The following is a 23,299-nucleotide window of genomic DNA, read 5'->3' on the forward strand; positions in this document are numbered from 1 at the left end:
CTTCTCCTTTTTAATGCGTAAATAATACAAGTATTCTCCTAAAGCAGTATTGGCGAACACCTTAGTTCTCTAATTAATTATTCAACTGTTAATCCTTGCATATCAATTTTCATTACGCTCACATGATAATCCGGAAGTATTGCTTGCAGTGGTTCAGTTATAGATTGTCCTTCACCTTTTGGTGCAAAAGAAATCATCGTTGGACCAGCACCGCTAATAACAGTTCCATAGGCACCATGAAACTTTGCCTCTTTACGAATTTGATCATAGTTGGGGATTAGAGCTGAACGATAGGATTCATGGAACATATCCTTTTCCATCATTTTTCCGGCAAGTTCGTAATCACCTGCTAAAAGTGAGGCAACAACGAGGTTACTAATTCCGCTGGCTGCTGCTGCATGGTCTCTTGTGTATGAATCTGGAAGAACCTGTCTTGCAGCTTCTGTTTTCAATTCAGTATTGGGAATATAGATAACCAGATCAACATCTAATGCAGGTGCTTGAAGCCAATTGATTTCATTGCCAGTTAAGGTTGAAATAATAAGCCCGCCAAAGAGTGCCGGTGCGATATTATCTGGATGACCTTCAATTTCTGTTCCATACTGGAGTTTATCTTCACTGCTTAAATGAAGATCGCAAGCTTGGTTTGCGAGTTCAATACCAGCTAGAATTGCAGATGCACTACTGCCTAATCCACGAGCGAGTGGAATCTCACTTGTTTCGACAACTTTACATACTGGTAATGTTGTTTGATGCCGTTCTGCAATTTTTGCAGCAATTTGAAAAATGAAATGATCCTGAAAATTATCATTAGAAGAAAGAGAAGGGGAGGTGAACTCCCACTTCTCCGATTCTGTTACTTCCAATGTTAGATACAGATTTACTGCTAGACCCATGGAGTCGAATCCCGGTCCGATATTTGCTGAGCTTGCCGGTACTGAAATACGAAACGGCCTCATTGATTAACCAGCTCTTCAATATATTTCATAACGGCAGCTTCATCATTTTCTAAGGAAACAGGATTAATTTCCAACTGGTCAATAGCTGTTTGTGGATCCTTCAATCCATTTCCTGTTAACACAGCGACAACCTTGCTTCCTTTTGGAATTGTTCCTTCCTTACACTGTTGAATAACACCTGCGATCGATGCACAAGAACCAGGCTCCGCAAAAATCCCTTCTTTACTTGGTAGTAATTTAAACGCCTGTAAGATTTCTTCATCGGTTACAGATTGGATTGTTCCACCAGATTCCTCTTTTGCATTTACTGCAAGCTCCCAGCTAGCAGGATTACCAATCCGAATCGCTGTGGCTACAGTTTCTGGATTTGGAATGACTTTATTTTGCACGATTGCTGCAGCGCCTTCTGCTTCAAATCCAAACATTTGTGGTAGACCAGTTTGTTTTTTCTCGTGATATTCTTTAAATCCTTTCCAATATGCACTGATGTTACCAGCGTTACCGACAGGAATTGCCAGAATGTCAGGAGCAGTTCCAAGCTGATCACATACTTCAAATGCTGCCGTTTTTTGTCCTTCCAGACGATATGGATTGACCGAATTCACTAATGTAACAGGTGCTTTTTCGCTAACTTTACGCACCATTTGCAATGCTTCATCAAAGTTTCCATCAATTTCTACAATTTCTGCACCGTACATGACAGCTTGGGCTAGCTTGCCTAGTGCAACTTTTCCCTTTGGAATAACGATGATCGCGCGAATTCCTGCTCGTGCGGCATAGGCTGCAGCAGCGGCAGAAGTGTTCCCGGTAGATGCGCAAATAATGGATTTGCTTCCTTCTTCAATTGCTTTTGCTACTGCTACAACCATTCCTCTATCTTTAAATGATCCAGTCGGATTAGCACCTTCGACCTTTCCGTACAATTCAATTCCTAATTCCTCAGAAAGTGTCGGGAAATGAATTAATGGTGTATTTCCTTCCTGCAGTGTGAGCGCAGGTGTTTGATCAGTAACTGGTAAATATGCTTTGTAATGACTTAGAAGTCCTTGCCAGCTCATGAAATAGCATCTCCTTCAACTTTGTAATAGCTTTTTACTTCCAAAACAGCATCAAGACCTTTAAGCTTTTCTAAGGCATGCTGGAAGTTTTGGAGTGATGTTTGGTGTGTAATGAAAATAATTTCAGCTACTTCATCCTTGTTAACAGGTGTTTGTAAAATACGTTTAAAACTAATATCCTGATCATGGAATAAAGCAGAAATGTTTGAAAAAACTCCAGCTTCATCTTTCGCATAAAGTCGTACATAATACTGTGCATAGCGTTTATCAGGTGCCTTCAATTCTTTTTTGAAATGTGGTTCAACAAACTGATTTCCAGATACACCTAGACGCATATTCTTAATGACAGAGACAACATCAGAAACTATAGCGGTTGCTGTCGGTAAGCTACCTGCTCCAGGACCATAGAACATGGTCTCGCCAACTGCTTCTCCATAAACATAAACAGCATTAAATTCATTTTTTACCGATGCAAGGGGGTGCGTTTTTGCAAGTAATGTAGGCTGTACATTGATCTCAAGCTCATGATTATCAAAGTTTGCATAGCCAATCAATTTCATTGTATAGCCTAGCTTGTCACCATATTGTAAATCCTCTAATTCGATTCCTTTGATACCAGATACTTCGACATCATCCAGATCTACCGGTGTTGAAAATGCAAGTCTGCCAAGAATCGCCATTTTCCTTGCTGCATCAAGACCTTCTACATCTGAAGTAGGATCTGCTTCAGCAAAGCCAAGCTTCTGCGCTTCATTTAATGCATTTTCATAGCTGACACCTTCACTATCCATTTGCGTTAATATGTAATTGGTTGTACCATTAACAATCCCCATTACTTGTCCGATACGATCGGATGCAAGTCCATCGACGATTCCGCGTAAAATTGGAATTCCGCCAGCAACACTGGCTTCATAGAAGAAGTCACATTTATTGCGTGTAGCAGCATCCTGAAGTTCTGGGCCATGCAATGCTACAAGATCTTTATTAGCGGAAACGACATGTTTATTCGAAGCAAATGCTTTTAAAATATAATCCTTTGCTTCGTCAATGCCACCCATTACTTCCACAACAACATCAATCTCTGGATCATTTAATACATCATCCGGATTCGTTGTCAGAAGGTCTTCCTCTATGTCAACATCACGCGATTTCTCCAAATTACGAACTAATACGCGCTTCACTCGTACATTACAATTTAATTGATGTGCAAGCTTTTGTTGGTGATTTTCAATTAGCTTAATTACACCTGAACCAACAACTCCTAAACCTAAAAGACCAACAGTAACTTTCTCACTCACATAATCACCTCGTATTTAGTCCTTCACTAAAGAACTAATTTGTATATTTAATTCATTTAAACACGAATGCTAAAGTATAGCAATAGTGAATTTTGAAACAATTCAATAAAGCGTTTTCAAGTGATGATCAATGAACAGAGCCAGATGTTCATGATAAAAAATTCGTATAACTATTATAACATTCTTGAAGGTATGAACAAAAATGGGGACTGAACAATAAACTAATACAAATAAGCCGATGATGAGGAGGGGTAACATGAGTGAAGCGATTGCAGGGGCAATTTTTCTCATTTGTTTAGTAATTGGAATTACTGTCGGGTATTTCATAGGGTATGTCGAAGTTGGCAGCTCCATCGGACTTGGACTTGGTTTAATCAGTTTACTTTTTTGGCGGAAGAAAAATCGATATAGATGAAACTATTTATGCCTCTATCCGTATTGAAAATATATGAGATAGAAGGAGACATAAAGCATGGAAACATTGAAATATACGTGTAAGGATGTTCTTTTCTTTTCCAAAAATCATAAAATGATTGTTTACGACAAAGATGGACAGGAAATCGGTGCAGTTATTCGAACACATCGCAATGAAGCAAGAAATGAAACGGTTCGAAAAGGGTCCTTCTATGCATTTGAGGATGAAAATGGCACGTTGCTGACTTCTATTAGTGTGAAAAAGCAAGGCTGGAAAAGTCTTGAAGGATATAGCTACCATTTATCCGATTATCAGGAGGATAAAATATATGATATTCATGATGTGAAATGGGCATCCTTCATTTATTTTCATATAAAAGGATTTATTCAAACGAATAAGTTTGAAGCTTATCAAGATTGGGATGGATCCCTCATATTGAAAGGAGATAAGAAGAAATACGCTTCTATCAGTTTTAATGAGATTACGTTCAACGTAACATTTAAGATTATAGAACATCCTAGTGATTTTTTAATTTCGCCAGCTTTCTTGACGCAGATTTATTGTATGTATCGGTTGTATGATATGGAGAGTAAGGTGATTGAGGAGTTGTTGTTTTAAGAAAAAATGGCTTTGTTGAAAATTGTTTCAGATGGTAAATGAAAATTATTACGAATCAATTTTCTATAAAGATGTTTGGCCCCCTTTTCTTTATCGATCTAAAGGAATGGGGGCGTTTTAGTTCAAACAAGCGCCTAGCGAATCTCGTGACAAGCAAAATGATAGAACTGTAAAGCTTCCTCACTCGAATCAAACCCCGCTTGAGCAGATTGGGCGCTTCCGCCACCCTTTCCATTAAAAGCTTTAAGATGTTCTTTGAGAAAATCTCCACATGAAAATGCAGCAGTACCGTTATGAGCTAGAATAACTTTGTTATCTGTGGTCGTAGCAAATACAACGGACAACTGGTGCTTTGTTGCTATTTGGGCTGCTAGTTTCTGGATTTCCTTGAATGGTTTATTCGAGAAAACATGGGTGATAACAGCTCCATCAATATTAGAAAGAAGCTCTTTTGTCAGATACATATCATTCTGTTCCTTTAACTTTGTAAGCTGTGATTGCAGCTGTTTATGCTCTTGATCCCATTTCTCAAAGCGATCAAGGATATCCTTCCTACCAGTATTAAATTTTTTCGATAGAACATCCGTAATATGAAGTGTTGCTTCGAAGTCCGCTAATGCGCGGTAGCCGCAATTGAAATGGATTCTTGTTGCTCCTTTTATATTTTCAGCATGAAATAATTTGATCATACCAATTTCACCAGTTCGAGACACATGTGTACCGCCACATGCATTGTATTCAATTCCTTCAATCTCAACGATGCGGATATTTTCCGTTACTTTTGGCAATTTCACTAAAGAAATTTCCTTTAATTGTTCATTGGTAACAAAGTAGGTCTGTATTGGACGGTTTTGATAGATCTGCTTATTTACTTTGGTTTCAACTGCTTGCAGTTGTTCTTTAGTTAATGCTGTCTGATCAATATCAATTGTGACATCTTCTGCTCCAAGATGAAAGCTTATCGTATTAGCCTGAAGAAGCACTCTGAATATTGCTGATAATAAATGCTGTCCGCTATGCTGCTGCATATGATCAAATCTTCGTTGCCAGTCGATAGTGCAAGTTATTTCCTGTGTTCTATCTGGCAGCTGTGCTACTTTATGCAGGACTACATTTTCTTCTGTAAAAACGTCAAGAACTGGAATTCCATTGATATTCCCTAAATCACATGGCTGACCGCCGCCATGAGGGTAAAAAGCCGTTTCTTCTAAAATGATAAATAAATCTTCATCACGCTCAATTGTTTTAGCTATGTTTGTATTCCATGTTGTTATATAGGGTGAGTTGTAATAAAGTTTTGCTGTCATAATTTATTCCTCTCATTTACTATGTTTTATATGGATGATATGTAATTGATCTTATGATACCATTAATCATCCCATATCCTGTAACACTTTCCTTGAAAAATCGACTAAGGAAAGAAGGGAGATGATCAACATGTTACGTATATTTGTGATTTTATCTTTGTTATTAACTGGAGTTGCAGGGTGTGCAACAAGTTATTCAAAAGAACAGGCAGAAAATGGAGAAGGAGCAAATCATTTTACTTCCCCGCCACAGTTAACCTTAATAGTTGATGGTGATTCATATGCTGTTGCCCAGGGAGGTTATAGCTGGTCATATGAGAACACAGACGGTACAACTGTCAATGTGGCGGCAGATTCTATGTCTCCAAGTGAAATGGTAAATGGTAGAAATTCAATTGAAGTGGATGAAGATACAGAAATAACGCTGCAATTTGAAATGGACCCTGCAGATTATAAAGTTAAAATCTGGGATAAAGATAATACTGTGAAGGCAGTGTATGATAAAATAGATCTATCAGAATACAGAGGGAATATCATTTATGAAGTTTATGCAAACTGGGAGCAAGGATCATCTAGCTATGCGTTCTTGCTTTATATAAGATAATGAATCGTAAAACTTCGTAGAGGCAGATACTTAATAGAGTGGTGATAATATGCAAAGGCTACAATATGAAGCTTCATGGGATAAGGCTTTGCCAGCTAAAGATCGTGAAATAATTGAGGATGTATTTCAGGAAACGAAATTATCTGGTAATCAAGCAGTAGCGTTTACGCCATTATGGCAGGCTATGAATTATAAAGGTGAATTATTGGTAACGGTAATCGTTCATAATTTTACGGATAATCCGTTTTCTTTTCAAATGGAACCAATTCGCTATGTCGAAAATAGTGAGCTTGTTGCTGCGAACGAGTTTACAATTCCAGCACTGACAATAGAGGCAGAAACAAGTATGCCGTGGGCGTTCATTTTTCCAGTAGAAAGCTTGAAAACTCAGCCTGCATTAGAGGATGGAAGATTAGAATGGATTAATGCTTATTAATCCATTAGCCAGGAATCTAATCTTGCATTTCTATAAAAAGCCCAGAAAACAGCTTGCTGCGTGTTTCTGGGCTTACTTTTTTTATTGGGAAGTGGCCGTGCCACGTCTTGTTGCGAGCAATGCAGTAACAAGACCAAATACAATGATAATACCGCCGACAATCGCATTATACTCAATACTGACTCGGTCGACGACAATACTACCGGCAAAAGAACCGACAGCTATACCAAGATGCAGGGATGAATTATTTAAGCTGATTAGAATATCCGAATTTTTTGGTGACAGCTCCATTAAATAGCTCTGCATTGGCGGGGTAATAGCCCAGCTCATGCTTCCCCATACAACCATAACAAAAAAGAAAAATGGTACGAAGAACGTCGAGAATGGTACTGCGAAGATCGCAATGATAAAGATAATAATGACAGAAAGAATTGTTCGCTTCGTCCCAAAGTAATCGGCAAAAGAACCCCCGATTGCTCCACCGCTAACGGCTGCAACACCGAACACTAAGTAAACAATACTTATCCATAGACCTTCGAGTCCCATTGTTACTTGTGCAAAAGGTGTAAGGTAAGTATATAGTGTTGTATGTCCTGCCAACACAAGAAATGTAGTGGCGTTAGCAAGTAGTATCTTGCTGTTTTTTAATGTGCGTAGCTGTTGCCCAATGGAAACAGCACCTTGTCCAGGAGTTATTTGTTTCATAAAAAAGTAAACACCTGCCATGGAACATAATGTTAGGATTGCAATCATAATAAATGGGGCACGCCATCCAAAAGTATTTCCAAGCATTAATCCAAATGGGATTCCAAGAACAAGTGACCCACTAACGCCCATGTTCACTATCCCAATTGCGCGTCCACGGTATTGTGGCTCGACAATTGTAGAAGCCATTGTTACACATAGTACAATCAGTAAAGATGCACTGGCTGCTGAAATAATTCTACTGATAAACAGAACACTATAAACGGGACTTAAAACGGCAAGAACATTACTTAAGAAGAAAATAAACAGTGTAATCAACGTTAGTTTCTTTCGTTCAATTCTTGCTGTTAGAAATAATAGTATTGGTGAAGCTATTGCAAAAACAAGTGAAAATACCGTTATTAATAGTCCAGCCTGTCCAACGCTAACTTCTAAGCTAGCTGCAACTAAATCCAATATGCCACCTATAATTAATTCGACCATTCCGACGACAAAGGAAACGATCGTTAACAAATATACTCGTTTATCCATACGTTTACGCCTCTCTTATAAAGTGAAACTGATTCCGTGGTGACTCCACTGCACCTTGCAAAATGTTAGCAACCACAAGGGTAAGACACCAGCCCTCCCCACGTTTCATGTTTTCGTTTTTTCTCACGCTTTAAGGTGTGCGAATTACAGCGGTTAATGCGAGGAAAACACAATATTACAATAGTAGCTTCTATTCGACATCACTGCAAGCGGAAATAATAGTATCTCTATTTTTGTTCAGAAAACTTCCTTTATATTAACGAAAAGTGACAGTCCCAATCGGGTTTGTTATACTTATGGTACCTCGTATTGGTTAAAGGAGGAGAAGTTTTGTTGAGTGGTCAAGCAAGGTTGGACAAAGAGGCAATGCGCGTACTGAAACTTACTAGCAGAACGTTTTATATACCGATTAAATTATTAAATCCAACTCTAAGAAAAACAGTTGGATCTGCTTACCTATGTATGCGTGCAATTGATGAAATAGAAGATCATGAGCAATTGGATGCTGAAGTAAAGCAACGATTACTGTTAGAAACAAGCAGTTTGCTACAAAAAGAGTTCGATTTACAGGCATATGAAACATTAGTAGAGCCTTATAAATCGGAATTACCAGAAGTGACCTTAAGACTTGGTGACTGGCTCGAATTTTGTCCTGATAAGATTGTTGATAAAGTAAAAGAATCAACGAGTGAAATGGCCGAAGGAATGGCAAAATGGGTTGTGAAGGACTGGGAAGTAAGAACGAAAGAAGATTTAGATGATTATACATATTATGTAGCTGGTTTGGTAGGCGTTATGCTCTCTGATATTTGGAAATGGTATGATGGTACTGAAACAGATCGTGAATTGGCAATTGGATATGGGCGTGGTCTTCAGGCTGTCAATATATTGCGTAATAAAGATGAAGATGCTGAACGTGGTGTCCGATTTTTCCCGGATGGATGGAGTCGTGATGATATGTTTCGTTATGCAGAGGGTAACCTCGCAAAAGCGGATGATTATATGAAACAGATCGAAACGAAAAATATTACATTATTTTGTAAGATTCCATTATCCTTAGCAAAGCGAACGCTTAAAGCACTGAAAAGCGGTAAGGAGAAAATGACTCGTGCGGAAGTCGAGTCAACAGTAGACGAGATTATAAATGAATAATGATGTTTGGAAAGAATGACAGCAAGCAGCAATATGCATGCAGGAGTCATTCTTTTTTTGTGATAGAAAGAATACAATTTGCTAATTAGTCAACGGTGAAGATGAATTCGTTTTAAAGTGATGAAAATAAATTAGATTGATATTATTTGCGTAATTAATGAATGAAACCTATAATAGTAAACTGTGTTAAAAATTTGAGCAAGTTGGTGGAATATTAGTCATTGGTTGTTCTTCTGTAGATAGATATTAGGTGTTGTAATCAAATTCCATCCAACGGTCTTTAATGACAAAATGGATTACTATATTATAGACGCTTGTTCCTAACAACATTAGGAGGAAAACGTGGATACAAAAAAGAAGAACCTAGATTGGCCAGTTTTTATTGTGAGTGGAGGATTCCTGATTCTATTTATTTTATTATCGTTATTTGATAATGAAATGGTTGATGGTGCGGTGAATACATTATTTGCTTATTCTTCAGACCTTTTCGGTGCGTACTGGCAGGTATTATTGCTTGGAAACTTTTTCATTGGACTCGGGTTAGCAATTTCAAGGTATGGGAAAGTTAAATTAGGTAAACAGGATAAACCAAAATATAGCTATTTTGGCTGGGTTTCTATGATTTTAGTTACTTTATTGGCAAGTGGGGGCGTATTCTGGGCTGCTGCTGAACCAATGTATCATTACATGACTACTCCCCCATTAGCCGGCGGTGGAGAATTTAATAATATGGATGCTGCATTTGCTCAATCCTTTCTGCACTGGGGGTTTACCGCATGGGCAATTCTAGGTACACTCTCGGTTATTGTGATGATGTATGTACACTATAATAGAGGGCTGCCACTGAAGCCTAGAGGATTGCTCTATCCGATTTTTGGTGAAAAAATATATCATAAAAGCGTGCTAGGTACATCGGCAGATATCTTTTCCATAATTGCAACGGTTGCTGGTACGTTGGGACCGCTTGGATTCTTAGGTTTGCAAATATCTTACGGACTTAATCATTTATTCGATGTACCAAACACGTTAACTGTTAGTATTATTGTTGTGCTGGTACTAGTACTGATTGCTGCGATTTCAGCAGCTACAGGCGTAGATCGAGGGATTTACCATCTAAGTAATTGGAATGTGAAATTTACAATATTCTTAGCAGCTGTAGTACTCGTTATTGGTCCTACAATGTTTATTATTGATGCATTTGTAGGTGGCACTGGATTTCATCTGCAAAACTTCTTCACGATGAGCATGTATCGTGGGGATGAGGGCTGGCTTTCAATATGGACGATATTCTTCTGGGGTTGGTTTATCGGATATGCTCCTATGCTGATTGTATTTATTAGCAGAATATCTCGTGGAAGAACAATTAGAGAATTAATCATAGCTGTATCAATTGTTGCTCCAGTAGTGAATAACTTCTGGTTCTCAATTGTAGGTGGGACAGGAGTATTCTTTGAAAACGAAAATGCTGGCTCTGTCTCGACTGCGTTAAACGAGGGTGGAATGCCTGCTGCAGTAATGGCCATTACCGATCAGCTCCCAATGGCAACTCTAATGGGGTTAGGCTTTTTGCTTGTATCGATTATATTTGTTGCAACAACAACCGATACAATGGCTTATACCGTAGCAGCTACGCTAGAGGGAAATGATAATCCAACACGCTGGTTACGTGTATTCTGGGCATTAATCTTCGGTGCTACTACCGTAGTAATTCTATCGATTGGTGAGGATAGTATTGCATCGATTCAGAATTCAATTGTTATAACTGCGGTTCCGGTTTCGCTTCTATTACTGCCACCATTGTGGAACGCTCCAAGAATAGCGAAGAAAATGGCATTAGAGCAAGGATTGATCTGGCAGCGTGAAATGAGAAAAAAAGTAGATAAAAAAGACGAATAATGAAATGGGCCATCTAGCTTTCCAATAAGGGAGCTGGAGGGCCCTTATTCTTAATCTTGATTTTACATATACGTTAAGGAAACCTTTAGATTCGCATTCTTCTCTCGAATCCTGTCAAGCAAGTCTTTGTCATTCACTTCATTTTTACTACGGATGGCATAGGTGTACATAATCATCGTTCCAAGATTAGTTGTCTCAACCTGGCGTAAAGCATGATTAATCGTAAATTGTCTAAAAACATCATCAAGCAGATTTTCATGGTTTAGATTTTCTGGCACCGTTATTTTTAAAATCTGTGTATCTTTTCCTTTTCCGTATTCGAATTTATAAAGAAAGTAAAATAAGATACTAGCAAAAAACGTTAAAATAATCGCCAAATCAAATTGGTAGAGACCGCTGGTCATACCGACTGATAATCCGAAAAAGATATAGGCAATATCCTTCGCATCTGTAACCGCACTTCTAAAACGAATTAAAGAAAATACTGCGAATAAACCAAAAGCAACTCCAGCATTTCCGCTCACAACATTCATAACAACTGATACAACAACACTCATCATAATTATCGTATGGACAAAGTTCTGTGAGTAGCGATCCCCCGTAAATGTTAGTTGATATACCTTTGTAATAACAATACTAAGGATTGTTGTGATTGCCATCGCTAATAGACTCATAAAAATTGCCGATTCATTACCGTTTATTTGAAATAATGTTTCCATTTTATACTCCTCCTACTGTTACATTTTCTTTTCCATTTGGAAGTGGTGGATTCTTTAACAATTCAAGACTGGTACAAAATTTTGATGCACTTCTTTGTTCGCAATTTAGTTGTTGTAAAATGCGAGTAAGCCAGAGGGGAACACTGTCATTCACTTTTACTTCGAGTACAACAAGATTAGAATCAACAAAATTTTTTCCGTACGCACCGTTTTCTAATAAAAGATCTTCATTTCTGCATCGCAGATTAGAATCAAAGGTAATCCGCAACTCTGGGTCTGTTATACAATGAAGTGCATGGCGGTCATAACTTACAATCATTTCGGGCTCTAAGCGGTATAAGTTGCGAAAATAATCAATCTCACGCAGTACTTGTATATTCGAACCCTCGTAATTATTAATACAGGACTCCAGGCGGTTAATATAGCGGTAGGCCTCGGATAATGAGATAAGCATGCGTCTTTTATTGACGACTTTTTTATGCTTTTGTTTCACTTCAAAAAAAGCAGTTCCGTGGATGTCGGTATCATCGTAGATCCGTAAACGAAGCTTTTGCCGATACTTCAGTTTGTTTTTAGTTTCAAAGTAAATTTTGTGATCATCACTTTCGAAGTATAGGCTGGTTACGGTGTACTTCCCATCCTCACCGAACTTGTCAGGTCGCATAAACGGTGAGATTTGCTGAATTAATTGTTCATATTGCACAGTGGTGATTAAATACTTCTGTTCTTTCCTTCTAAAAATTTCAATAGCCATATGATATCCTCCTTACCTTGAAAACTATTCTATAATTCTCGTATAAGATACCTATGTGAAAGGGATTAGAATTGGATGAGAATGTGATGTGAATCTAAATTTTGGGTGAAATCCTGTAATTTATCATTGGTTATTAAATGTTAGGAAGGGGATTTATGATAGTCTTTAAAATTCATTTATCTGGAGTATAACGTTTTTAAGTATAAAGCTAAAAAGGCCGCTCCATTCTTTGGAGCGGCCTTTAAAGTTATAGTGATGTATTTTCTTCAATTGCGTTTTTGTCATTAAATGTTTTTACGTTTAAATTCTTTAAAATTCGTGATGTTAAGGTACCGGAAACCATACTTCCGTTAACATTTAAAGCTGTGCGTCCCATATCGATAAACGCCTCGATTGAAATTAATAGTCCAGCTAATGCTACTGGCATTCCCATTGATGAGAGAACAATGATTGCGGCAAATGTTGCTCCGCCACCAACACCGGCTACACCAAATGAGCTAATACCGATAATGAGAACCAATTGGATAATAAACCCTGGTGAAAGAGGATTAATCCCGATAGTTGGTGCTATCATGACAGCTAGCATGGCAGGGTAGATTCCTGCACAGCCATTTTGGCCCATTGTTGCTCCAAATGAAGCAGACATATTGGCAACACCTTGCTCAACACCAAGTGAATTTTTTTGTGCCTGAATATTCAATGGAATTGTTCCTGCACTAGAGCGCGATGTAAATGCAAAGCCTAATACCGGAAAAGCTTTTCTTAAATACGTAAACGGATTTAAACCAAATATGCCGACTAAAACTAAGTGAAGAATGAACATAACCAGCAATGCAACGTAGGAAGCAATAACAAACTTACCGAGTTCCAGGATACCTGCAAAATTTGTGCTGGCCACTGTATTCGCCATTAATGCTAAAACCCCAAATGGAGTTAAGCGTAATACTAATGTTACGATACGCATGACAACGGCATAGACAGCGTTAACCATCTTCGTGAACATCTCTGCTTGTTCCGGATTTTTTCTGCGCACACCCAGTACCGCAATCCCAACAATAATAGAGAAAATAACGATAGCAATAACGGATGTTGGTCTTTCTCCAGTCATATCCAAGAAAATATTAGACGGAATGAAGTTAAGGATTCGTTGTGGGGTCGATTGCTCTTCCACTTCCCCCAAACTTGTTTCTAACGATGTAGCACGCTCTGACTCTGCTTGCCCCATTTCAATTTGCTCCGCATTTAGATCAAACACAATTGCAGTTCCAATTCCGATTAGGGCGGCAACCATTGTAGTAGAGATCAGGATTCCAATAATCCACGCAGACATCTTACCGAGTTCTGCGGTCCTTTCCAAGTTAATAATGGATTGGATAATGGAAACCATCACAATTGGTACAACAATCATCATAAGGAAGCTAATGTAGCCTCGCCCAACAATGTTGTACCATTCAGTGGTCTCAGTTAAAACTTCAGAGCCAGTTCCGTAAATTAATTGTAATAAGGCTCCAAGGACAATCCCTGCTCCTAAACCAGTGAATACACGCTTTGTAAAAGAAAAATGCTTTTTCTGCATCCATATTAGTAAACCGATAAGTGCTAGTAGCACTACTATATTTAATAGAATATAAATAGAGTCCATCTTGATAAACCTCCTTGTTAATGTTTTCTTGCAGTTGGAGAATACTATGCAGCAATACTAATATTATACTAGTTTATTATTCCGATAATATTAGTATGACTTAAATTAAGATACACTGGTTTAAAAGAAGTGTCAAGAAATTAATTTTAGTGAGGTTCACGCATTAACGGCTGTGATATCTGCACATCTAATGTGAAGGAACCAAAACGAATGGTTGTGAGGTAAAAAAACAAGAAGGAAGGAATCCGTTCACTAAAAAAAGTATCACGACATGAATCTGGAATCGTTGGTGAAGATTATTGTGTTTAGCACAGAAAGCATATCGTTTAACGACGTAGTGGGGAAGCTATCAAGCTTCCCCACTATGCTGTGCTACATCCAATTTTTTTGGAATAAAGCTTTAATAGCAATATAGAGAACTGAAAAGGCAAATACGATGACAGCAATTGTTCCTACAGCAATTAAGAAATTGACGATTGTTGTAGACGTAATAAATGAAGATGCTAACGACGTTACAACAATTAATCCAAAACCAGCCAGGATTGCTGTAAGAAAGAGTAAAGCAAGTTGATTCATCATCATCCCCCCTTTATTTAGGATATGAATAAAGGGGGGATATCGTTTATGTAGATTTAAAAAATGGAGAGAAGTAAAAAGACCGCATAATGGAAGGCGGTCTTTTTGTGTAACTAATAGCATTGAAACGATTGAATTTGGTTTAAGTCGATACCGAAATACACCCATCTGAATCCGGTCCATCTGAATCCTGCAATTGAATTTCTGCCAACAAACGTTGGGAAAAACCAAAAAGCGTCTCTTCTTAACCAAATATAGGTGAATCGGAATAAACAGCCTCGAATTCCACCTGGATCAACCGCGAATGTTTGGAACTGTGATTGTTCGGGTGTGAAATTCGGTGGTGGAGAGGTAGGTGGTCCAGCTTGTTGTCCACCGCCACCGCCGCCAGGGAAACCTCCAGGACCTCCGGGGCCACCTGGACCACCAGGGAAGCCGCCGGGTCCGCCGCCAGGGAAACCTCCAGGACCTCCGGGGCCGCTTGGACCGCCAGGGAAACCTCCAGGACCGCCTGGACCACCGCCAGATCCAGGGCCGAAAATCTGACCAAGTATGTTCCCTGGAAGATTAAACTGCCTTTCATCATCATGTTGCGGTGGATGATATGGATTATTATGATAATTCATCTATTCTTTCCTCCCTTTTCTGCTCATAAAAAATCGCTCCCTTTACTATATGGGGAATTCGTCTAATGTGGGATTGAATTTAAAAGATTGGGCGGCTGGTATGTGTATAAGGAAGAACAAATAATTGCCAATATAAAGATTCTATTTGTTTTTTCCTTTTTATCCTTTAAGTTATACTTAAAAAAACGCTTGTCATGATGAATCAATTATGGTAATGTTAAAAGGTTGTCAAGAGATAATGAGTAGAGCAAATAACAGACCAGGCTCGTTGGGAATTTGCATGTGAATATTCTAGCTGGATTCTGTGAATATAAACAGGTATGAGCAAAAAAATAGTAAGGGGGTTTTTCTATGACAGATCACAACAATCAGCAAGAAAAATATGAATATCTTGCTGATAATCCTAATGTGAAAGTAATGCCAATTATGCTTTCTTTAATTATTGGTGCTTTCTTTGCAATATTAAATGAAACTTTATTAAATATAGCATTAACGACACTTATGGCTGAGTTTGGTGTAACACTAACAACTGTGCAGTGGATGGCAACAGGATTTATGTTAATTATGGGAATTATTATCCCTGCATCAGCTGTATTAATGCAGTGGTTTACAACACGTCAGCTATTTATAAGTACAATGATCGTCTTTACAATCGGTACAACAATAAGTGCGCTTGCGCCGAACTTTCCAATATTGCTTGTCGGCCGACTTATTCAAGCGGTTGGTACAGGTTTGTTGATGCCGATTATATTTAATGTGTTCTTGTTAATTTTCCCGCCGCATCGAAGAGGGAAGGTTATGGGGCTAGTTGGGTTAGTAATTATGTTTGCTCCGGCAATCGGGCCAACCTTATCTGGCGTAATTGTTGAATATTTAGGATGGCGCTATTTATTTATTTCCGTTATTCCGTTTGCATTATTTTCGATTGCATTCGCATCTAAATATTTAGTGAATGTATCAGAAGTGACGAAGCCGAAAATAGATATCATTTCCCTTGTTTTTTCAACAATCGGATTCGGTGCGATCGTTTATGGCTTTAGTTCGGCTGGGGAAACTGGGTTTTTAGAGCCTAAAGTATATACTATAATTATCATAGGCTTCATTGCAGTGGCATTGTTTACATGGAGACAATTAAGACTGGAAGAGCCTCTGATTGATTTACGTGTTTTTCGTTATCCGATGTACACGCATGGGGTACTTATGTTCTTAATCATCATTATGGCGATGTTTGCTTCAGAAATTATTTTACCAATTTACATGCAAGGTCCCCTAGCTTTAACAGCTGCTACAGCAGGGCTAGTTCTACTGCCTGGTAGCATTCTAAATGGTGCAATGTCACCGGTAATGGGTGGACTCTTTGATAAGTTTGGTCCGCGAGTCTTGATGATTCCAGCAACGCTTGTTTTATGTGGAACCATGTTTATGATGAGTAGATTGGATTTAGATACACCAGTCTGGGTAATTGTTGTTGGATACATTTTACTCATGTTATCCGTTTCTGCGATTATGATGCCAGCCGAAACAAATGGGTTGAATCAGCTTCCAAAGCATTTGTATCCACATGGAACTGCTGTAATGACAACATTACAGCCTGTTGCAGGAGCAATTGGGGTATCTGTATTTATTAGTATTATGAATGCGAGACAAAATGGTTTGTTGCAAAATGCAAACAATCCTACAGATCCTACTGCTATCAAAGAAGCAATGGTGGCGGGTGTGGAACTTGTATATTTTATTGCTTTTGCTATATCCATTGTTGCTGTCATTATGGCATTTTTTGTTTATCGCGCTGTACCGAAAGAAACAGAAGAGCAGCCGGTTGAGGAAAATTAATAGATTAAAGAAAAATAAGTTTTCATTCTGTGGAATGCAGAGTGGAAGCTTATTTTTTTTAAAAAGTTAATTCTCACGTGCTTTACATGAATGGAATATTGCTGTATGTTATAAGTGAGTAATCACTCACTTATAACATGGCGAGGTGAAACGGATGCGAAATCAAAACTCATGTATCTCGATTCAACATGTGTTTAAGCAGTTTGGCAAGCACGAAGTACTAAAGGATATCAATCTCGAAATTGAGGAAGGGGAGATATTCGGACTTCTCGGTCCGTCTGGTGCTGGGAAATCCACCTTAATAAAAGAATTAGCAGGGCTAGATGTTCCTACATCAGGCGAAAATTATATGTTTGGAGAAAGAATGCCAACGTTCAAATTGATGGAGCGAATAGGTTATATGGCCCAAGCAGATGCACTTTACGAAGAATTATCAGCAAACGAAAATTTACAGTTCTTTGCAAGCTTATATGGATTGAAAGGCAAAAAGAAAAAGGAAAGAATTAACGAAGTGATGCAGCTTGTTGACTTATCCGATCATTTAAATAAACCTGTATCCAATTATTCTGGTGGTATGAAAAGAAGATTATCACTAGCGATTGCACTACTTCATGAACCTGAAATGCTAATTCTGGATGAGCCAACTGTTGGGATTGATCCCGTTTTAAGGAAAAGTATTTGGGATGCATTTTATGATTTAAATCGGAAAGGGACAACGATAATTGTTACAACTCATGTAATGGATGAGGCTGAAAAATGTGATCGGCTGGGACTTATGCGAGACGGAGAATTGATTGCTGTCGGAACGGCGGAAGCGTTACGTAATGAGACAAATTCAGATACGATTGAACAAGCGTTTCTTGTTTATGGAGGTGCGACATCGTGAGAGTTATTGCATTAACAAAAAGGATTTTGCAACAGCTTATACGGGATAAACGGACATTAGGTTTGCTTATCTTTGCGCCGATTTTAGTCCTAACTATGCTTCACTTGGTTTTTAATGGAGATGATTATGTACCGAAAGTGGGATTAGTAGAGATTCCTGAAGCTATTGTTGACCAAATTGATACGACAGATGCTGAAGTAACCATATACACGAATGAAAATGATGCACAGCAAGCTGTCCACTCTGAGGAGATTGATGGTTATATTTTACTTGATGATGCCACCACTTCAGCTGTCTTTCTTGAAGGTAGTGACCCAAGTGTGAATAGCGCTACATTGAGATGGATCCAATCAGCTTTTGGCTCACTGCAGCAGGGTGAAAGTGCTGCACAGTTTGAAATTGATTATTTATACGGCTCAAGTGATATGGGATCATTTGATTACTTTGGGCCAGTATTGCTCGGGTTCTTTGTCTTTTTCTTTGTCTTTATTATTGCTGGCGTTTCCTTTATTCGTGAGCGGACAACAGGAACATTGGAACGGCTGCTCTCTACACCATTGCGTAAATGGGAGATTGTGACGGGATATGTTCTTGGATTTGGAATCTTCACGATCATTCAATCAACGATTATTGCATGGTATGCTATTTATGTACTGAATATGATGATGGTAGGAGCATTTATTTATGTGCTTTTAATTACATTGTCACTTGCGCTCACAGCACTAACATTAGGCATACTCATTTCTTCATTTGCGAACAATGAATTGCAAATGATTCAATTCATACCGATTGTTGTTATTCCGCAAATATTCTTTTCGGGATTATTTAATTTAGAAACGATTTCCGACTGGTTAAGCTGGGTTGGTCCGTTTACTCCGCTTTATTATGCTGCAGATGCACTACGAGATGTTATGGTAAGGGGACATGGCTTTGGCGAAATTTTTGTTAATCTTATTATTCTATTTGGCTTTTCATTACTATTTATGCTTTTAAATGGTTTGGCACTTCGTAAGTATCGGAAAATATAACGTAGGCTTTTCGTTGCGCCATGTGACACTTATTCGATATGATGTTAGATAAGGAATGTTTAACTTGATAAGAGGCGAAATTTGATGACAAATAGTGAGTCGAAATTAACTAAAAAACAAATAGCGATATTAGAGGCAGCGACAGAGCTATTCGCAGAAAAAGGCTATGCAGGTACTTCTACAAGTGAGATCGCGAATAAAGCGGAAGTTGCAGAAGGAACGATTTTCAAGCATTTTAAATCCAAAAAGGGGCTGTTGTTATCGATTGTCTCACCGATGATGGTGAAGTTAATCGCTCCAATGGTGAAAAATGATATGAACAAGGTGCTTGATCAGGATTTTGAACATTTTCAAGATTTTATTCGAGCTATGATTGAGAATAGAAAAGCATTTATTAAAAAAAACCTTCCCCTTTTACGAATATTAATTCAGGAAATTCCTTTTCATCCAGAGTTAAAGGAGCAGTTTATTGAGCATATCGGGAAAGATATTTTTGCTAGACTTAGAAACATTGTTGAACATTATCAAGCTAAGGGCCAGCTCATTCAAACCCATTCGGATACAATCATTCGAATTGTTGCCTCGTCTATTTTTTCTTATATTATTGCACGATATGTTATTGTTCCTGATGGTGATTGGAACGATGAGGAAGAGGTTGAACGGATTATTCAAGTTCTGGAAAATGGGATTGTGCCAAGGGAATAGGTGTTTTTAGCTTTTGATCCTTTTCTATGGGAAACGTAGAAAAGGTTTTTTTATGTTCGGACGTAAGCGGTTTAGATTAATTTTAGATTTCCTTAGCTACCCACTAATTATTAACTAAAAATAAACTTTTGCGTTGTCGTTACTAAAGTGACTTATACTTGAGTTAGAGAAGAGGGGGACCTATGGTAGAACAAAGTAAAATTCTTATCGTAGAAGATGATTATGAAATTGCCCGGATTATGAGGGATCACTTAAATAGAGAAGGTTTTCAAGTGACCTGGGCATCGACAGGATTGGAGGGCTTGGAAGATTTTAGAGCCGATGACTATTCTTTAGTGCTCGTGGATCTCATGATGCCAGAGATGGATGGTTTTACATTATGTGAAACCATTCGGTTAGAAAGTGACGTACCGTTATTAATTGTTAGTGCTAAAAATGAGGATGAAAGCAAAATACGTGGATTGGGTCTTGGTGCAGATGATTATTTAACCAAGCCATTTAGCCTGAAAGAATTGACTGCTCGAGTACATTCTCACCTAAGAAGATACGAGCGCTATACAAAGAAGCATTATAATGAGCAGATTTTTCATTATAAACATGGGTTAGCCATTGACTTTTTGAATGAAGCTGTATTTTTAGATGGGAAAATTCTCTTTCTAACCACTAAAGAGCGGGAGATTTTGTTTTTACTTGCTAAAAATCCATTTATTACGTTTGAAAAAGTGAAAATATATGAGCATGTATGGCAATTGATGAATGTAGATGGCAATAATACCGTAACCGTTCATATTAAAAGTCTTCGCACGAAGCTAAAAGATACAGGAAAGCAAGCGAGATTTGTCCAGACCGTTTGGGGTGTTGGGTATCGTTTTATAGGAGAACAAGTTGGATGAAGATTAAAAACTGGCTTATGATAAGTTATTTGCTCGTTATGGTTTTACCGATTGCCGCTATTTATTTACTCTATATTAATTTAAGCGCTTATGATCAAGATCAGGATTTAATGGAATATCTAACTTTTCAAAATGTCGTTACAAATCTGGAAAGCGAATTAAAGGAAGAAGCCTTATATAAAATTCAGTCTGACGAAAACTACCAGCATTTGCGTAGTCTGGCAGATGATAATCTCAAAATCGATTTATTTCGTTATGATGGCGTTCAGTTGTTTTCTACGATGAATACACCAGGAAACCCGCAGCTTTTTCAAGTGAATCAAGAAAAATTATTTCAGAATTTAAATGAATATCAGAAAAAAACGCGAACCTATTCGGTGAAAAAGCCAGTATTTGATGATGCGAATCGGGTAGTTGGTTTATATGAAATTACATTAGGTAGAAAAGCGTGGGTAGAGACCTCCAATCAACGTACGACGATGATGTTTATATTATTGGGTATCTTTTTCATTGCACTCTATTCAGTGGTTATGCTCTCTATCAACCGTAAGCTGAATCGACCTTTGTATCAGTTACAAGAACATATGAAAGCATTTGCGGCAGGTAAGAAATTGAATCAGGAGCTGGTTCAATCGAAGGATGAAATTGGAGTAGTTATTACACATTTCGAGCAAATGAAAGCTCAAATAGCAGAAACGAGAGATGCTCTTGCCAAACAGCAGCATGAAAAAGAATATATGGTTGCCTCCTTATCTCATGACTTAAAAACACCATTAACCGTTATTCGAACATACACCGAAGCTTTGGAAAATCACCATTTATCAAAAGAAGAAAAAGAAGACTATCAAATGATACTCTATGAAAAATTAGAACATATGAAGCAAATGATCGATGATTTATCAATATTCACCTCGCTTCAATCAACTGATAATATGCTCCATATCGTACAAGTAAATGGGGAAGAGTTTTTTGAAATGCTGTTTTCTGGTTATGAAGAGCCATGCTTCAAAAAAGATATAGAACTAAACACCGAACTGCATGTTAGGAATTCCTACATGCTTGATCCGAAACAAATGATTCGCCTTGTTGATAATTTAATGGATAATAGCATTCGCTATACTCCGAAACATCGTCGTATTTGGTTAGCTGCCATTTCATCGAGGAAGCCACTACCAAATTGGGTATTCCCAGAGTTTAAAGATGATGTGAATTTATTCAGGCAGGGTGGGACTGTGATGCTTATTCAGAACGAAGGAAAAGGCATAAAGCATAGTCAACTAGAAAAGATCTTCCAACCCTTTTATCAAGATGATGCTTCACGAGGAAAAGGGGCAACTTCAGGTCTCGGATTAAGTATTGCAAAAATAATTATGGAAAAGCATGATGGGGAGATAAAAATTTGGTCAACTGAAAATAAGGGCACATTAATTGCCTGCTGGTTAAAGGAGAAGGGTTAATCATGAAGTTTACGTGGAGAAAAGGTTTGATTTTACTAAGTCTTATTACATTAATATTAGGAGGCTGTTCACAAAATATGGAAGTTTCTGCAGAGGAAATTATCCAAAATGCTATTGAATCGGAGAAGGATGTAAATGCCTATCAAGGTGTAGCGGAAATGAAAATGTTTGAAGGAGAAGAAATGACACAGCATATCATCCTGGAGGAGTATGTTGAAGGCGAGAAAAGAAAGGTTGTTACGAACGATCAAGTACTAAAACAAGAAGTAGAAGTATTAAATGATGGCACTACAATGCTTATCTATGATAAAGCAAATAACCAGGCGCAAGAAATGGATACGACAGAGTTTGTAGACTTTGCAGGTATAAGTCCTAAAGAGCAATTCAAAACGATGATGGGGATGATGGGGGAATCTCATACCTATGAAATGGTTGGGGAGGAACAAATGCTTGATGCTGATACATTCCACATTCGGGTAAAAGCGAATGAAGCGGATAATTTACTAGGAGACATGGAATTATGGGTGGATCAAAAAACGTGGTTTGTTGTGAAGCTTGTTTCAGAAACAGGAGATATTCGAACAGAATTCGAGTATACAGAGTTGGATTTCTCACCAGACTTTGCAGATGACACGTTTACGCTTGATATTCCGGAAGATATTGAAATTACAAACTTGGAAGAGGATCTAGAGGAATTGGGGCCAGAAACAGTTACAGTAGAAGAAGCGGAGGAAGCGCTGGGCCAAGCGTTCCTTGTATTTCAAGAGGAAGCATATCATCTTGCAAGCATGCAAATGTATGATTTCTCTGCTGGATTGAATCGGCATGAGCTGGAGTTAATGTATAGTTCCAAGGAGAATATCCCATTGTTTTCGTTGTCTGTGTTTCCAACTCCCGATGACATGCCAGTTGAAGAAGCGGATTTAGAGATTCGAGGAAATGCTGCAGAGTATGAAGAGGTAATTAAGAGCATTGTTTGGGATGAAGATGGTTTACGTTATTCGATCGTAATAACGCATCCAGATATAGATGAAGAAGAAATTGTGAAATCGACAGAAAGAATGATTTTGAGTTCGGAAAAGTAATCAAAAGATGAGCGAGAAAGTTTACGAAAAGATTTGCTGCAGCTAAGCAAGTATTACAAGCTTTTCTAGCTGCATAAGTGGAAAAAGGGCTAATACAGGAAGCATAGTACGGAGGT

At 38.2% G+C, this 23,299-nt stretch carries 23 protein-coding genes; 13 read left to right on the plus strand and 10 right to left on the minus strand.

The genetic code is table 11. The annotated features are described in order from the left end of the window. Positions 1-77 precede the first annotated feature (77 nt). The 3 genes from thrB to NST46_RS09750 are packed head-to-tail and all read right to left on the minus strand — an operon-like array spanning position 78 to position 3,315. Positions 78-959 (minus strand): homoserine kinase, encoded by an 882-nt coding sequence (gene thrB / locus NST46_RS09740; RefSeq protein WP_341137125.1) that lies wholly within the window; start codon positions 957-959, stop codon positions 78-80. Continuing rightward, positions 956-2,017 carry a threonine synthase gene (gene thrC, locus NST46_RS09745; RefSeq protein WP_251660280.1) on the minus strand — a complete coding sequence of 354 codons (1,062 nt, stop codon included), beginning with the start codon at positions 2,015-2,017 and terminating at the stop codon, positions 956-958. Before thrC ends, thrB begins: the two co-directional genes overlap by 4 nt. Then, positions 2,014-3,315: a homoserine dehydrogenase gene (locus tag NST46_RS09750; protein WP_095311507.1), complete on the minus strand. Its 1,302-nt coding sequence runs from the start codon at positions 3,313-3,315 to the stop codon at positions 2,014-2,016. Before NST46_RS09750 ends, thrC begins: the two co-directional genes overlap by 4 nt. 256 nt (positions 3,316-3,571) lie before the next feature. On the opposite strand from NST46_RS09750, the gene NST46_RS09755 reads away from it, so the two are divergent. Then, positions 3,572-3,730 (plus strand): hypothetical protein, encoded by a 159-nt coding sequence (locus tag NST46_RS09755; protein ID WP_168927291.1) that lies wholly within the window; start codon positions 3,572-3,574, stop codon positions 3,728-3,730. A 57-nt stretch (positions 3,731-3,787) separates the two neighbouring features. Further along, positions 3,788-4,348, plus strand: a complete 561-nt coding sequence (locus NST46_RS09760; RefSeq protein ID WP_341137126.1) for a hypothetical protein — start codon at positions 3,788-3,790, stop codon at positions 4,346-4,348. Positions 4,349-4,482: 134 nt separating this feature from the next. Here the strand turns inward: NST46_RS09760 and NST46_RS09765 are convergent, their stop codons facing one another. After that, positions 4,483-5,655, minus strand: a complete 1,173-nt coding sequence (locus tag NST46_RS09765) for an alanyl-tRNA editing protein (RefSeq protein ID WP_341137127.1) — start codon at positions 5,653-5,655, stop codon at positions 4,483-4,485. 130 nt (positions 5,656-5,785) lie between these two features. On the opposite strand from NST46_RS09765, the gene NST46_RS09770 reads away from it, so the two are divergent. Both NST46_RS09770 and NST46_RS09775 read left to right on the plus strand, forming a co-directional pair. Then, complete coding sequence (locus tag NST46_RS09770) at positions 5,786-6,259, plus strand: hypothetical protein (RefSeq protein WP_341137128.1); 474 nt, start codon at positions 5,786-5,788, stop codon at positions 6,257-6,259. Positions 6,260-6,308: 49 nt separating this feature from the next. Beyond that, entirely contained in the window at positions 6,309-6,695 is a 387-nt protein-coding gene (locus NST46_RS09775; RefSeq protein WP_341137129.1) for an SLAP domain-containing protein, read from the plus strand. 81 nt (positions 6,696-6,776) lie between these two features. Here NST46_RS09775 and NST46_RS09780 read toward each other — a convergent pair whose 3' ends face one another. After that, positions 6,777-7,931, minus strand: coding sequence for an MFS transporter (locus tag NST46_RS09780; RefSeq protein ID WP_095311572.1), 1,155 nt, complete (start codon positions 7,929-7,931; stop codon positions 6,777-6,779). Positions 7,932-8,264: 333 nt separating this feature from the next. Between NST46_RS09780 and NST46_RS09785 the strand changes: the two genes are divergently transcribed. Together NST46_RS09785 and NST46_RS09790 are read left to right on the plus strand one after the other, a co-directional pair. Further along, the gene (locus NST46_RS09785) at positions 8,265-9,083 is read left to right on the plus strand and encodes a squalene/phytoene synthase family protein (protein ID WP_095311788.1); all 819 of its coding nucleotides are present in this window, start codon (positions 8,265-8,267) and stop codon (positions 9,081-9,083) included. Between the two features lie 342 nt (positions 9,084-9,425). Then, positions 9,426-10,979, plus strand: a complete 1,554-nt coding sequence (locus NST46_RS09790) for a BCCT family transporter (protein WP_095311574.1) — start codon at positions 9,426-9,428, stop codon at positions 10,977-10,979. A gap of 62 nt (positions 10,980-11,041) precedes the next feature. Here the strand turns inward: NST46_RS09790 and NST46_RS09795 are convergent, their stop codons facing one another. From NST46_RS09795 to NST46_RS09815, 5 genes are all read right to left on the minus strand, one after another. Beyond that, positions 11,042-11,698: a DUF4956 domain-containing protein gene (locus NST46_RS09795; RefSeq protein ID WP_095311576.1), complete on the minus strand. Its 657-nt coding sequence runs from the start codon at positions 11,696-11,698 to the stop codon at positions 11,042-11,044. A gap of 1 nt (position 11,699) precedes the next feature. Beyond that, the gene (locus NST46_RS09800; protein WP_303450804.1) at positions 11,700-12,452 is read right to left on the minus strand and encodes a polyphosphate polymerase domain-containing protein; all 753 of its coding nucleotides are present in this window, start codon (positions 12,450-12,452) and stop codon (positions 11,700-11,702) included. A 247-nt stretch (positions 12,453-12,699) separates the two neighbouring features. Then, positions 12,700-14,094: an L-cystine transporter gene (locus NST46_RS09805; protein ID WP_118889158.1), complete on the minus strand. Its 1,395-nt coding sequence runs from the start codon at positions 14,092-14,094 to the stop codon at positions 12,700-12,702. A gap of 372 nt (positions 14,095-14,466) precedes the next feature. Further along, positions 14,467-14,670, minus strand: coding sequence for a hypothetical protein (locus NST46_RS09810; RefSeq protein WP_095311580.1), 204 nt, complete (start codon positions 14,668-14,670; stop codon positions 14,467-14,469). Positions 14,671-14,783: 113 nt separating this feature from the next. Then, positions 14,784-15,296 carry a hypothetical protein gene (locus NST46_RS09815; RefSeq protein WP_341137130.1) on the minus strand — a complete coding sequence of 171 codons (513 nt, stop codon included), beginning with the start codon at positions 15,294-15,296 and terminating at the stop codon, positions 14,784-14,786. Positions 15,297-15,647: 351 nt separating this feature from the next. On the opposite strand from NST46_RS09815, the gene NST46_RS09820 reads away from it, so the two are divergent. From NST46_RS09820 to NST46_RS09850, 7 genes are all read left to right on the plus strand, one after another. Continuing rightward, positions 15,648-17,129, plus strand: coding sequence for an MDR family MFS transporter (locus NST46_RS09820; protein ID WP_095311582.1), 1,482 nt, complete (start codon positions 15,648-15,650; stop codon positions 17,127-17,129). A 154-nt stretch (positions 17,130-17,283) separates the two neighbouring features. After that, positions 17,284-18,015, plus strand: coding sequence for an ABC transporter ATP-binding protein (locus NST46_RS09825; protein WP_251660285.1), 732 nt, complete (start codon positions 17,284-17,286; stop codon positions 18,013-18,015). Beyond that, positions 18,012-19,043: an ABC transporter permease gene (locus tag NST46_RS09830; RefSeq protein WP_251660287.1), complete on the plus strand. Its 1,032-nt coding sequence runs from the start codon at positions 18,012-18,014 to the stop codon at positions 19,041-19,043. The genes NST46_RS09825 and NST46_RS09830 overlap by 4 nt, the downstream gene beginning before the upstream one ends. An 84-nt stretch (positions 19,044-19,127) precedes the next feature. Then, entirely contained in the window at positions 19,128-19,748 is a 621-nt protein-coding gene (locus NST46_RS09835) for a TetR/AcrR family transcriptional regulator (RefSeq protein ID WP_251660289.1), read from the plus strand. A gap of 182 nt (positions 19,749-19,930) precedes the next feature. Continuing rightward, a complete protein-coding gene (locus NST46_RS09840) occupies positions 19,931-20,641 on the plus strand; it encodes a response regulator transcription factor (RefSeq protein ID WP_095311591.1) in 711 nt (236 codons plus the stop codon). After that, complete coding sequence (locus tag NST46_RS09845; RefSeq protein WP_251660291.1) at positions 20,638-22,098, plus strand: sensor histidine kinase; 1,461 nt, start codon at positions 20,638-20,640, stop codon at positions 22,096-22,098. The genes NST46_RS09840 and NST46_RS09845 overlap by 4 nt, the downstream gene beginning before the upstream one ends. Before the next feature lie 2 nt (positions 22,099-22,100). After that, the gene (locus tag NST46_RS09850) at positions 22,101-23,183 is read left to right on the plus strand and encodes a LolA family protein (RefSeq protein ID WP_095311595.1); all 1,083 of its coding nucleotides are present in this window, start codon (positions 22,101-22,103) and stop codon (positions 23,181-23,183) included. The last annotated feature ends 116 nt before the right edge of the window (positions 23,184-23,299 follow it).

Source organism: Oceanobacillus sp. FSL W7-1309, from assembly GCF_038002145.1.
In the GTDB taxonomy this organism is placed as follows: Bacteria; Bacillota; Bacilli; order Bacillales; family Amphibacillaceae; genus Oceanobacillus; species Oceanobacillus profundus.

Bases quoted from the DNA above. Each gene is read 5' to 3' on its own strand.
- NST46_RS09795 (WP_095311576.1), bottom strand. From the start codon at position 11,698: ATGGAAACATTATTTCAAATAAACGGTAATGAATCGGCAATTTTTATG.
- NST46_RS09810 (WP_095311580.1), bottom strand. From the start codon at position 14,670: ATGAATCAACTTGCTTTACTCTTTCTTACAGCAATCCTGGCTGGTTTT.
- NST46_RS09850 (WP_095311595.1), top strand. From the start codon at position 22,101: ATGAAGTTTACGTGGAGAAAAGGTTTGATTTTACTAAGTCTTATTACA.
- NST46_RS09800 (WP_303450804.1), bottom strand. From the start codon at position 12,452: ATGGCTATTGAAATTTTTAGAAGGAAAGAACAGAAGTATTTAATCACC.
- NST46_RS09755 (WP_168927291.1), top strand. From the start codon at position 3,572: ATGAGTGAAGCGATTGCAGGGGCAATTTTTCTCATTTGTTTAGTAATT.
- NST46_RS09780 (WP_095311572.1), bottom strand. From the start codon at position 7,931: ATGGATAAACGAGTATATTTGTTAACGATCGTTTCCTTTGTCGTCGGA.
- NST46_RS09760 (WP_341137126.1), top strand. From the start codon at position 3,788: ATGGAAACATTGAAATATACGTGTAAGGATGTTCTTTTCTTTTCCAAA.
- thrB (WP_341137125.1), bottom strand. From the start codon at position 959: ATGAGGCCGTTTCGTATTTCAGTACCGGCAAGCTCAGCAAATATCGGA.
- thrC (WP_251660280.1), bottom strand. From the start codon at position 2,017: ATGAGCTGGCAAGGACTTCTAAGTCATTACAAAGCATATTTACCAGTT.
- NST46_RS09765 (WP_341137127.1), bottom strand. From the start codon at position 5,655: ATGACAGCAAAACTTTATTACAACTCACCCTATATAACAACATGGAAT.
- NST46_RS09775 (WP_341137129.1), top strand. From the start codon at position 6,309: ATGCAAAGGCTACAATATGAAGCTTCATGGGATAAGGCTTTGCCAGCT.
- NST46_RS09825 (WP_251660285.1), top strand. From the start codon at position 17,284: ATGCGAAATCAAAACTCATGTATCTCGATTCAACATGTGTTTAAGCAG.
- NST46_RS09770 (WP_341137128.1), top strand. From the start codon at position 5,786: ATGTTACGTATATTTGTGATTTTATCTTTGTTATTAACTGGAGTTGCA.
- NST46_RS09835 (WP_251660289.1), top strand. From the start codon at position 19,128: ATGACAAATAGTGAGTCGAAATTAACTAAAAAACAAATAGCGATATTA.
- NST46_RS09845 (WP_251660291.1), top strand. From the start codon at position 20,638: ATGAAGATTAAAAACTGGCTTATGATAAGTTATTTGCTCGTTATGGTT.
- NST46_RS09840 (WP_095311591.1), top strand. From the start codon at position 19,931: ATGGTAGAACAAAGTAAAATTCTTATCGTAGAAGATGATTATGAAATT.
- NST46_RS09805 (WP_118889158.1), bottom strand. From the start codon at position 14,094: ATGGACTCTATTTATATTCTATTAAATATAGTAGTGCTACTAGCACTT.
- NST46_RS09820 (WP_095311582.1), top strand. From the start codon at position 15,648: ATGACAGATCACAACAATCAGCAAGAAAAATATGAATATCTTGCTGAT.
- NST46_RS09815 (WP_341137130.1), bottom strand. From the start codon at position 15,296: ATGAATTATCATAATAATCCATATCATCCACCGCAACATGATGATGAA.